We start from the raw sequence: 12,334 nt of genomic DNA, 5'->3' as shown, positions 1-12,334 counted from the left end.
ACAAGAAAGCCCGTTGCACACCGCAGCGGGCTTACTTATAAGATAAATATAGAACGTGAATTACTCACTTTCTGGTTGAGATTGCTTTCAACGAGGTAGCAAAATGAAGAATCCTGCCTACACGTTTTCAATGAAATCTTTGTCACTGGCAGTGGCAGCCGGACTGTTCGCTCAGTCAGGTGTGGCCCTGGCACAAAGTGAAGAAGAAGCCATTGAAGAAGTGGTTGCTACAGGAACGCGTCTGAAAGGCACAGCAACGGCTGTGATGGAAGAGCGTAAAAATCAGGCATTCGTTGCCGATATCATGGGCGCGGAGCAGATTTCCAGAACGGGTGATGGTGACGCTGCGTCGGCACTTCGTCGTGTAACGGGTCTGACGCTAGTTGACGGTAAATTTATTTACGTGCGTGGTTTAGGTGAGCGTTATTCATCAACGCAGCTAAACGGTGCATCGGTACCGAGCCCTGACCCAACGCGTAACGTTATTCCACTGGATTTATTTCCATCGGGTATTATCGAAAGCCTGTCTGTGCAAAAGGCGTTCTCGCCTTCCATGCCCGCTTCATTCGGTGGTGGTAACGTAAATGTACGCCTTAAGTCTATTCCGTCTCAGTACATTTTTAACATGAGCGGTAGTTTGGGCACCAATACCAACAACTTTGATGATGCTTATTTCTACGATGGCGGCAGCGATGACTGGATGGGTAAAGATGATGGTACCCGCGCGGCACCCGCATCTATTCTTCAGCAATGGAACGAATTCAAGTTCCTCGATGACCTGACACAAGCCGAATCGGTAGAAATGTTCAAAGGCTTGCACCGCGACTACGACCCTTATCAGGCAAAAGTTGATCCGGATACCGGCTTCAACATGACCCTGGGTAACAGCCACGATATCGACGATGAATGGCGTTGGGGTTATCTGGTTACCACGGGTTATAACAACCAATGGAACGTGTCTGAAGAGTACATCGGCGAACAACCACTGCGCGACGGCGAAGACTCCATCCGCATGGTGCGTTTCTTCGACGAAGTCGATACCACTGAACACTCGGTAAAATGGTCTACCCTGATGAGCCTTGGTATCGACTATAACCGTCAGCATCAGATTGATTACAGCCTGATCGTATTGAACGATACCCGCGACCAGTTCCGCGAAAAAGTCGGTAACTCAGCCAACATTCAGTTGGTGGATGATCAGCGTATTCGCGAATATGAAGTGTTGTACGAAGAACGTCGTATGTACACAAACCAGTTGAAAGGCATGCACACTTTCCCAAGCCTTGGCTTTATGGGTTTAGACTGGAAATACTCGCTGGGTCGATCATCGCGTAATGCACCAGGCAACATGGAAGCGCGTTTCATTCTGACCGATGAAAACCTGGACGGTGTATACGACAAGGTCAATGAAAGTGTGTTAACCAACGCACAAACAGCTGCGCGTTATTCATTTCAGGCGCTGCACGACCGTGTAGAAAACTACGGCTTTAATGTAAACTACCCGGTTACTATGGGTCGCTGGGAAATGGAATTCAAAGGTGGTTACGATTACGTCAATAAAATCCGTATCGCTGAAAACCGCCGTCTTGACGTGAGTACTCGTGCATTTGCCGATACGTCTATTTTACAGGGGAACGTCTACTCGGATATCCTCACTGATGACGTACTGGATTCGGCCAGCTATACCAGCATCAACTTGCTGCGTGATACCACGATTGCAGGTGATGATTACATTGCTGCTCAGTTAATTGACGCTTATTATTTCGAGGCTGATTTATTCTTCGACAATACCTGGCGCGTAAGTGGTGGTGTACGTTACGAAGACTTCCGTCAGGCAGTTGTGCCGTTCGATCCGCGTACTAACCAAATCGATTTGGCTGATGACGCAGACCGTGCGCAGCTCCAATTTATGGAAGATGACTTCTATCCGTCGATTGCTGTAACGTACTTTATGGAAGAAGACATGCAGTTGCGTGTGAGCTTCGGTCAAACCGTAGTTCGTCCGGACTTGCGTGAAGTCTCTTCTGCTACCTACATCGATCCGTTAACGGAATTCCCGATTGGTGGTACCCCAGGCATCCGTACAACGAAAATTGCGAACTACGATATTCGTTGGGAATGGTATCGCGAAGCGGGCAACAACTTGTCTGTAGGCCTGTTCTACAAAGACATGGACGACCCTATTGAATCGGTGCAATCACCGGCTCAGGATGGTCCGCCGCTGGTGCGTATTGCTAACGCTGAATCGGGTGAACTGTACGGTATTGAAATCGAGTTCCTGCAAGGTCTGGAAGTCATCGGCGACGGTATCTGGGACAACTTGTTTGTATCAGGTAACATCACGCTGAGTGATTCAGAGATTGAACTGGACCGTCAGAATATCGTAGAACAAACCGGTGTGTCGGCGTCGATTACTAATCTGAAACGTCGCTTAACCGGTCACTCACAATATGTACTTAACACCCAGTTAGGTTATGACTCTGACAATGGCGAGCACTCGGCATCGTTGGTGTATAACGTATTTGGCGAGCGTATCATCATTCCGGGTATTGATTTCTTCGACGATACTTACGAAGCGCCATTCCACTCGCTGGATATGGTGTACAAGTATTACCCTGACTTTAATACCACTGTCACATTCAAGGTGCAGAATATTCTGGATGACCAGCAAGAGCTGGAATTTGAGAACACCCTGGCCCGGTCTGAGACAAAGGGAACCCGCTTAAGCCTGTCGTACAAGTACGATTTTTAAGCTAGCGTAACCCATTGAAAAAGCCGCTTTTTAAGCGGCTTTTTTTGTTATCAAAACGGGAAAGTTTTTTTATGACAGTCTGGTAATAAAACTGTCACATAAAACTCCTATCCTACCCGCAGTTTTTAGTGGTCGGTTGTTCCGATTTCTTATAACAAAAAGGTTTGAATGTATGAAGCTTTTTAACACGTTGCTGGTAAGCACGGCACTTCTGTCGGCATCAGCATTCGCACAAGAGCAGGAATTAGCGCCTGCCATAGATGCTGCCAAGGAAATCAATGAATCTGCGGCCACGTCGCAGCAAAGAATTGACGGTATTACCGATCAAATTGACAGCAAACTGCAGCAGTTCAAGACACTGAACAAAGAGATTGAAGGTTTAAATATCTACAATCAGCAACTGCAAAAGCAAATTGCTAACCAGGAACAGGAAATGGCTGATTTGAATGCAGCGATTGACGAAGTTTCTGTTATTGAACGTCAAATTACCCCGCTGATGATTCGCATGATTGACGGCCTGGAGCAGTTTATCGCTCTGGACGTGCCTTTCCTGCCTCAGGAACGCGCAGACCGCATTGCGAACCTGAAAAGCATGATGGACCGCGCTGACGTTGCATCATCTGAGAAATTCCGCCGTGTAATGGAAGCTTACCAGGTTGAGATGGACTACGGTCGCACCATGGAAGCTTACACCGGTATTCACAACATTGACGGTCAGGAACGTGACGTTGAGTTTTTACGTCTTGGTCGTACTGCGCTGATTTATCAGACTCGCGACGCCAGCACGCAGGGAGTGTGGAATAAGCAAACTCGTCAATGGGAAGAGTTAGACAGCTCTTACCGTACGCAAATCACTAAAGCATTACGCATGGCCAAGAAGCAACTTGCGCCTGATCTGCTAATGCTGCCAGTTGCCATTACAGACTAAGAGGACGAAGTGATGTTGAAATCGTTGAAAACCATCGTATTTGGTCTGGTTGCAGCAAGCCTGAGCATGTCTGCCATGGCAGAGAATGAGCGAGCTCTGGACCTGGATGCACTGCTTAAGCAACTGGAAGAAGGCAAATTTGCTCAGACACAACAAAACAAGCAACGCGAACAAGAGTTCCTTGCTAAACGTGCTGAACAAGATCAAATTTTGCGTGATACCAATACATTACGCGACAACACCCTGGCTTTGTCAGAGCGTCTGGAAACCCAGTTTGAGCAGAACGAATTTAAACTGGCAGACCTGAACGAAGCGCTGACGACTCGCCTGGGTTCATTAAAAGAACTGTTTGGTGTGCTACAGCAAGTGGCGGGTGACACCAAAAACAAATTCTACAACTCAATGATTTCTGCTGAAATCAGCGGTCGTTCAGAATTTCTTGACCAGTTGGCACAAGACATGGGCTCTAGCTCAAAACTGGCGTCTATCGAAGAAATCGAGCGCGTATGGTTCGAACTGCAACGCGAAATGACCGAGTCGGGTAAAGTGACCAAGTTCACCACTGATGTGGTTGAAGCGGGCGGCGCGAAAGTCAGCAAAGAGGTTGTTCGCGTAGGTCCTTTTGCGCTGGTTGCTGACGGCAAATACCTTGAGTTTAACGGCGTAACCGGCACGGTATCAGAGCTGATTCGTCAACCTGCTGATCGCTACGGTGAGTCTGCTGCTGAACTGCAAGCTTCAAACGGCGACATCGTTAAGTTCGGTATCGACCCTACAGGTGGTTCAATCCTGGGTCTGTTAGTCCAAGCGCCTAACCTGCAGGAACGTGTAGAGCAAGGTGGTGTGGTTGGTTACATCATCCTGATTGTGGGTGCATTTGGCCTGCTGCTGTCTATTGAGCGTTTGTTTACACTGACGTTTATCCGCGCCAAGGTGAACAGCCAGCTGAAATCTGCTGAAGTCAAAACTAACAACCCGCTGGGCCGCGTACTGAAAGTCCGTGACGAGCATCCAAATGCCGATACTGAAGCATTAGAGCTGCACTTAACCGAAGCCATTCTGGCCGAAGTACCTAAGCTGGGTCGCAACCTGACTATCATCAAGATCATCTCTGTTGTTGCACCGCTGATGGGGCTGTTAGGTACCGTTACCGGTATGATTAACACCTTCCAGGCGATTACCCTGTTTGGTACCGGTGACCCTAAACTGATGGCGGGTGGTATCTCTACGGCATTGGTTACTACGGTTCTTGGTCTGGTAGTAGCAATCCCAACTACCTTACTGTACGCGATGCTGAATACGCGTAGTAAGAACATCGTTTACATTCTGCAGGAACAAGCTGCTGGTGTGATTGCTGAGCGCGCTGAGCGAGGCTAATCATTATGATTGAGTTTCTTGAAGCAATTCGTGATTTTACAGAAACCGGAGGCCAGGTACTCCTGGTCATCGGTTTACTGATATTCGTGATGTGGCTCTTGATCCTCGAACGCGCATTGTACCTGTTAATCTGGCACAAAAACTTCAGTAAAGAAGCGGTAAAAGTTTGGAAAGCACGTGAAGATCGCTCTTCATGGCACGCTGAACAAATCCGCTCCAAGATGATTTCGACGCTGACCATTCAGTTAAATGGCAGTATCCCCATCATTCAGGCGCTGGTGGCACTGTGTCCACTGCTAGGTCTGATGGGAACCGTAACCGGAATGATTGAAGTATTTGATGTTATGGCCATCTCAGGCTCAGGTAATGCCCGTTCAATGGCTTCTGGTGTATCTAAAGCCACTATCCCCACAATGGCGGGAATGGTAGGCGCACTGTCAGGCGTATTCGCCTCGACCTGGTTGAACCGCAAGGTGAAAACCGAACGTGCACACCTTGAAGAAGCATTGATCAAGCGTTAAGGCATGCATCGGGGATTCCCGGTGCATCTAGTAAGGTAAAAGAATTATGAAACAGCATTTTCAAAACCTGGTTGACGAAGAAGAAGCAACGATTGATATGACGCCCATGCTGGACGTTGTATTTATCATGTTGATCTTCTTTATCGTAACGGCGTCGTTCGTGAAGGAAGCAGGTATTGACGTAAACCGTCCTGAAGCTGCCACCGCAGTGAAGCAAGACCGGGCCAACATCCTGATTGCTATTTCAGATAAAGGCGAAATCTGGATCAACAAACGCCGTATCGACGTCCGTGCTGTACAGGCCAATATTGAGCGTCTGCACGCTGAAAACCCACAAGGTACTGTGGTAATTCAGGCTGATAAGAAAGCCACGACCGATACCCTTATTAAGGTTATGGATGCTTCACGTGCCGCGGGCGTGTACGAAGTGTCTATTGCAGCGCAAGAGCCATAAGCGAGCATTGCTATGTCACGATTTTTAATCGCATTTGTTGTATCACTGGCGATTACATTGGGATTGTTCTTTTTAATGCAGTCGCTGATCAAAATGGGCGGCAGTGCATTAACTGAACCACCGAAAGGCAGCGTGCTGGACTTTGTTCGCGTGAAGCCTGAAGAGCAGGTTCAGAAGAAAGAACGCAAGCCCCGTAAGCCGCCTAAGCCGGAAGAACAGCCGCCGCAAATGGATACGCCGCAAATGGACTCTCCAAGTCCGGATGCAGACGGCAGCGGAATGTCATTCTCAGCCGATGTTGGCGACAGCATGTCACTGGAAGGTGGCGGTCTGGCGCTGGAGTCGGGTGACGGTGAATATCTGCCAATTGTGAAGGTATCACCTGTGTATCCGCGCCGTGCACTGCAGCGCGGTATCGAAGGATTCGTGATTGTTGAATTCACGGTTACCAAACAAGGCGCGGTAAAAGACGTTTACGTTATTGAGGCAAACCCGGAAGGGATTTTTGAACAGGCTGCTATGGACGCTGCCATGAAGTTCAAATACAAGCCTCGGGTTGTGAATGGCGAAGCCACGGAAGTATCCGGTGTGCAAAACCGCATAACATTCCAGATAGACGGGTAATGACAGTATGAAGCAAACACTCTCTCGCACCCTGTTATCACTGGTTGCAACGGGCTTGTTGGCAACGGGCAGTGTGTCTACGCTGTTGGTCAGTAATGACGCTGTTGCTCAGGAGCAAAAAGCCAGTGAGCGTCCTACCAGACGTACACCGGCGCTACGTTCTAAAGTTTACGAGCAGTTAGCCCGTGCACAGTCAGCCGCTGATGGTGGCAATCTGGCTGAAGCTATTGAAATTCTGGACGTTGTACAAGATAAAGAAACCTCCATGAACAGCTACGAGCTGGCCATGATGTATAACTTTTACGGGTTTATTTATTACAACGACGAACAGTACGACAAAGCCCTTGAAAATTTCGCGAAGGTGGTTGAGCAGCAGCCTATTCCGGAAAGCTTCGAGCTGAGCACCCTGTTCAGTCTGGCACAGCTAAACCTGATGCAAGGCAACTATGCCGAAGCCATTACGTACCTCGAGCGCTGGGAAAACCTGAATACAGGTAAAATTCCACCGAAGAACCTGGTGATCAAGGCTCAGGCGTACTATCAGAACAAACAGTACGCCGAAGCGGCCGACTTTATTACCGAGGCCATTAAAGGCCACGAAGAAGAAGGCATGATCCCGGATGAAGGCTGGCTAATTCTGCAGCGCGCTATCTTTTACGAGCTGAAGCAGCCCGAGAAAGTGAAAGACGTACTGGTGAAAATGGTTAAGTTGTTCAACGAGCCTAAATACTGGATCCAACTGGCTGGCATGTACGGTGAGCTCGGTGAAGAGAAAAAGCAGCTGGCTATTATGGAAGCCGCGTACCAGCAAGGTTACGTAAGCTCTGCAGCGGACATCTTTAACCTTGCACAGCTGTATTACTACCATAAAGCCCCATACAAAGGTGCGCGTTTAATGGAACAGGCGCTGAATGACGGCGTGCTTGAAAAGAACCTGCGCAATCTGAAGTTCCTGGGACAAAGCTGGACTCTGGCAAAAGAACAGGAAAAAGCGGTACCGGTTATGGCTCAGGCAGCTGAATTGTCTGATGATGGTGAGCTGGATGCGCAGCTGGCGCAAATCTACCTGAATATGGAAGATTGGGACAACGCTATTTCTGCTGCTGAGAAAGCGATTGAAAAAGGCGAGCTGCGTAATGCGGGCATTCCGTATCTGATCAAAGGTATGGCGCTTTACAATAAGAAACAATACGCACAGGCCTTGAACGAATTGGCGGAAGCCGAGAAGTTTAAGTCCAGTCGCGGTATGGCCCAGCAATGGTCTAAATTTGTTGAGTCAGAAAAAGCCAGCAGTGAGCAGATTCAGGCGGAATTAGGTTCATAAACTGCGAGTAAGCAAATCTAAAAGCGTTTAATATGAAAGGTCGGCATGATGCCGACCTTTTTTGTACTTGAATATGGCGGTGATTAAAGATAGCTTTTGTTGTGCAGTCTATCTTTTTATTTAACACAAGGATGTCAGAATAAAATGAAAACACTCAGACAACTCACAATTGCATTCTGTTTTGGGATAGCGAGCAATAGCGCCTACGCCCAAACGGCGAGCACGTTCAGCGAAGCGTATAACCGTTATACCCAGGCGGTTGATGCAGGGAACGGCGAACAGGCCGTTAAATATGCGAATCTGGCACTGAGTTTGGCCAGTGATTCGGTATTGAGCAGCACTGAAAATTATTATGCGTTGCAGTATAACCTGGCCAATGCGCTGCGTTTAAACGAGCAGTTTAGTGAAGCGGAAGACGCGTATCAGTCACTCATCAGCTATGCATCGGATACCTTTGGCCCGCTCCATTTGAAGACGTTTTTAGCACGCCTCGAATCCTACGATTTAATACGAACCACTGCCAGGCTGCCGTCAACGACATCGAGTTTTCAGCGAGCAGAAAAAGCCTTAAAGGCCATTTTAAATGACTTAGAGGACGTTCCGGAAGAACCGCTCCATGACGCGGCGATCATTTACTACAGTGCGTTGACGCCTATTACCCGTTATGGCGCCACCCCCTTGTCATTTTCAAGAACTGAAACCTTAACCGAAAAGGCCCTCGTGCTGGCAAATGAAAGCTGGGGCCCGAACGATTTAAGGACGGTTCACCTGAACTTTTTGATGGGGAAATTACGTTACGCACATAAAGATTACGAACAGGCGAGTGGTTACCTTGAGTCGGTGGCTAAACGCGTTAATGATGCGATGCTCTATTCACACCCCTGGGCATTGAAAGCCCATGCTATGTTGGTTCAGACCTATTCAAAAATGGGTGAACAAGACAAAGCAACACAGCATTGCCAAACTATTGGCAGAATGACCCCCTGGGATGAGAATCAGGAGCCGGACCCTATTTATCGTGTTAATCCGGTTTACCCTCGTACGGCGGCGATGGGGCGACGAGAAGGGTACGTGGTAATTGAATTCTCTATTGATGAACAAGGTTTTGTGACTTCTCCCGATGTACTGGAATACACAGGGAGTAAAAAATTCATTCGGGCAACGCTGGAAGCATTGGATCAATGGCGGTACGCACCGAAGTTCACCGACGGAGAACCCGTGGTCGCGCAAAATATGAAAGTGCAAATGGACTTCAAATTAAGCCCGTAGCAAATAGCAAGGTTATGAATCTTCAAGAGATTCATAACTTTGTCACAGACCACTGTCATAGTCGGCGCATATTGATTTATCAGCGCGTGACGTTATGACATTTTCCCGCAGACACTTTATAAAAACGGGTTTGGCAAGCAGTTTAATTTCTCCATTTTATCGACCGGCTTTCGCTCTCCCAAACAGTGCATTATTCGATTGTGGCGTCGCTAGTGGCGACCCTACCCACGACGCCGTGATCATCTGGACACACACCACAAAGCCGGTAACGTTAACGTGGCAAGTGGCCGAGGATGTGGCATTTACCCGTATTGTAAAACAAGGTCAGGGACAGACCTTTAACGAAGCCGATTGCACATTTAAAGTGGATGTGACCGGGCTGACGCCCGGCAGTATCTACTACTATCGCTTTTCTTCCGGCTCCGAACAAAGCGAACCCGGCCGCACGAAAACCCTGCCTGAAGGTAATCTGGACACATTGTCGATTGCCGTTGCCAGTTGTTCGAATTACCCCTTTGGCTACTTTAATGCCTACCACCATATTGCATCAGACAGTGACATTGATTTCGTGGTGCATCTGGGGGATTACATCTATGAATATGGTCAGAGCGGGTGGGGCGCTGAATCGGGACGTCAACTTAATCGTCAGCATCTGCCTGCTCATGAAATAGTGAGTCTGGCAGACTACCGCCAGCGTCACCGCCAATATAAAACCGACAGCGGCTCAAGACTCATGCACGCTACACACCCACTCATTCCGACCTGGGACGATCATGAGTCGGCCAACAACCCTTATATGAATGGGGCGCAAAATCATCAATCGCACGAAGGCAGTTGGACGGCAAGAAGAGCTGCGTCAATTCAGGCTTATTACGAGTGGATGCCGTTGCGCGAACCCGGTCCGCAGGCTAATAAAGCGCAACTGTGGCGACACTTTTCGTTTGGTAACCTGGCCACTCTGACCACCCTCGAAACCCGCCACACCGGTCGCAGTCTTCAAATCGACTACGGTGAACACTTAAAACAGTTGAATACCGAACAATCGCTCAGGCATTTCATTGAAACCGTATTGGGCGATCCATCCCGTACCATGATAAGCGTCGCGATGGAGCAGTTTTTAGAAGCACAGTTGGCGGCATCGGTGAAACACGCCAAGTGGCGGCTGATTGGCAATCAAATTCCCATTGCCCGGACGCATGTGCCGGATGTGACCGACTTGACATTGCCCACGAGTCTGGCCGACAACGATCCGGTTGCGGCACACTTCGCTTATTTTATGGCCCTCGGCAAGCTGGACTTGCCCATCTACCTCGATACCTGGGACGGTTACCCGGTTGCCAGAGAAAAATTCTATCAGCTTTGTCAGTCGGTTGACGCGACGGATTTGATAGTCCTGACCGGCGATAGTCATGCTTTCTGGGCGAATCAGTTGTATGCCGGTGATGGCGATGCCATGGGCGTCGAACTGGGTACCGCCGGGATCACCTCACCGGGTGATTTCGAGTCGTTGGGACCTGAACTGGCGACAGAGTTAGATTTGCGTGTTGCGTCGCACAATCGAGAGATTATGTGGACTGACTGTCAGCACCGAGGTTACGTAAAGGTGTCTCTGCAGCCTGAGCAAGCCACAGTGAAGTTTATTGCGGTAAGCAATGTAAACTCTGAGCATTACACCGCTAAAACGCTTCGTCAGTACCGTATAACCAAACAAGGTCGCTCGCTGTCGATGACGCGCGCATAGCGCTAAACGTCATGCTGCCTTCTGAAAGGCAGCATCGCTTCGTCTATTGCATGGCGATCGCTGCCACACAACGTGTTTGTCTGGCTGTTGGCGTAAATACTGTTCGCGTGTTGCATAATGGTATTCACAGCCAAGGCGTTACAGTGGGACTGCAGCGTCGCCAGGCTATTCAGTAAATGAACCTGCACCTTTGTATGCGAACCGGCCATTTGTCTTATTTGACTAAATGCGGTGTCCACTATCCCTTCGAAGGTAAAGGTGCGGCGCTTTAGCCATACCTCAGTACTATTGTGAACCAGGGTGTCGGCAGGGAAGTCACGCTGACAAATAAGCACGCAGGCTGCGGTGAGTTTATCTATGCAGGTAATGGCGGTATGCGGATCGTTGATGCCGGGTGACAACGCGCGCAGGGCAATTTCAACCAGTTGGCTGACTGCAAATTCCGGATCCTGAATGGGCGTGCGCTCGCTCCCCAATACAACGGCGTTGTGCAAATCACTGAAGGCGTCAGCTTCAAAGGGTTGTTTGCAATAAAGCGTAATCAGTTTAGCGTCTTTCACGACATGGTCGCCGCTTCGTACGTGGATTTCACTGCCGCTGACCTTAACCGCTGACATCGCCATAAAACTGGCGTAATTAATAGTTTGCACATAACCGCTGCATCGGGCATGCAGCACCAGAGGAAAACTCTCTTGCGTGTTCGTCCAGCTTTCGTTAACGGCTTTGTGCGCTGAGTCTGATTCGGGTTTGGGCAGCAAGCTATCAATGCTATTGCAAAACGCATTGAAGCAATTAGCGATAACCTGATCGGCTTGAATGGACCGCGATACATGGTGAATAAAGTACACAATGGTGACGCAGTCGACGATAGCAAAAAAGACGGTAAAACCGGCCAGCAGAGAGATGGCATCCTGATTTTCAGCAATTGACGACAAATGATGTAACGACAGTAAGCAAAACAAAAAGGTGGATACCATGATACCCAGCACGGCCTGGGTACTTTTGTCATTCATAAAATTGCGTATGAGCCTTGGTCCGAACTGATTCGATGCCAGAGTCAGGGCAACCAGCGTCATTGAAAAAGCGATACTGGTGAAGGTGATCATTGCGCCGGCAACGGTAGACAACAGCTGTTGTACATTCTCCGGCGTGACCCTGGGTATCAGTGGTTGCAGAAAGTCGGGTAAAAAGGCTCGCTCTATTACCGACAGGCAGGTATAGCAGAGCGCAACGCTGCCCAGCATCATCAGTACAGGAATAAACCAGTAGCTGGTAGACAGTGACTCCCAGAAAACCCGAACCCGAGCAGTAATGATACTCAATGACACCCTGTATTCCTTTTTT

The 12,334-nt window shown here is 48.9% G+C and carries 10 protein-coding genes; 9 read left to right on the top strand and 1 reads right to left on the bottom strand.

The genetic code is table 11. The annotated features are described in order from the left end of the window. The first annotated feature begins 103 nt into the window (after positions 1-103). From BUB81_RS07240 to BUB81_RS07200, 9 genes are all read left to right on the top strand, one after another. Positions 104-2,752, top strand: coding sequence for a TonB-dependent receptor domain-containing protein (locus BUB81_RS07240; RefSeq protein ID WP_073320435.1), 2,649 nt, complete (start codon positions 104-106; stop codon positions 2,750-2,752). Between the two features lie 172 nt (positions 2,753-2,924). Continuing rightward, a complete protein-coding gene (locus BUB81_RS07235; protein ID WP_073320432.1) occupies positions 2,925-3,680 on the top strand; it encodes a DUF3450 domain-containing protein in 756 nt (251 codons plus the stop codon). 66 nt (positions 3,681-3,746) lie between these two features. Continuing rightward, positions 3,747-5,057, top strand: coding sequence for a MotA/TolQ/ExbB proton channel family protein (locus BUB81_RS07230; protein ID WP_425435068.1), 1,311 nt, complete (start codon positions 3,747-3,749; stop codon positions 5,055-5,057). Positions 5,058-5,062: 5 nt separating this feature from the next. Next, complete coding sequence (locus tag BUB81_RS07225; protein WP_073320425.1) at positions 5,063-5,578, top strand: MotA/TolQ/ExbB proton channel family protein; 516 nt, start codon at positions 5,063-5,065, stop codon at positions 5,576-5,578. A 46-nt stretch (positions 5,579-5,624) separates the two neighbouring features. Then, complete coding sequence (locus BUB81_RS07220; RefSeq protein WP_073320422.1) at positions 5,625-6,032, top strand: ExbD/TolR family protein; 408 nt, start codon at positions 5,625-5,627, stop codon at positions 6,030-6,032. Between the two features lie 12 nt (positions 6,033-6,044). Continuing rightward, on the top strand, positions 6,045-6,656 hold the full coding sequence (locus BUB81_RS07215; protein WP_073320419.1) for an energy transducer TonB: 612 nt from the start codon (positions 6,045-6,047) through the stop codon (positions 6,654-6,656). A 7-nt stretch (positions 6,657-6,663) separates the two neighbouring features. After that, complete coding sequence (locus tag BUB81_RS07210) at positions 6,664-7,980, top strand: tetratricopeptide repeat protein (protein WP_073320416.1); 1,317 nt, start codon at positions 6,664-6,666, stop codon at positions 7,978-7,980. A gap of 144 nt (positions 7,981-8,124) precedes the next feature. Further along, on the top strand, positions 8,125-9,249 hold the full coding sequence (locus BUB81_RS07205; RefSeq protein ID WP_073320413.1) for a TonB family protein: 1,125 nt from the start codon (positions 8,125-8,127) through the stop codon (positions 9,247-9,249). Positions 9,250-9,343: 94 nt separating this feature from the next. Then, entirely contained in the window at positions 9,344-10,990 is a 1,647-nt protein-coding gene (locus BUB81_RS07200) for an alkaline phosphatase D family protein (protein WP_073320410.1), read from the top strand. 2 nt (positions 10,991-10,992) lie between these two features. Here the strand turns inward: BUB81_RS07200 and BUB81_RS07195 are convergent, their stop codons facing one another. Further along, a complete protein-coding gene (locus BUB81_RS07195) occupies positions 10,993-12,318 on the bottom strand; it encodes a DUF2254 domain-containing protein (RefSeq protein ID WP_073320405.1) in 1,326 nt (441 codons plus the stop codon). Positions 12,319-12,334 lie beyond the last annotated feature (16 nt).

This window comes from Marisediminitalea aggregata (assembly GCF_900129565.1).
Classification (GTDB): Bacteria; Pseudomonadota; Gammaproteobacteria; order Enterobacterales; family Alteromonadaceae; genus Alteromonas; species Alteromonas aggregata.
Note: the sequence above shows the minus strand (reverse complement) of the source record. Positions and strands in the feature narration are given on the sequence as shown.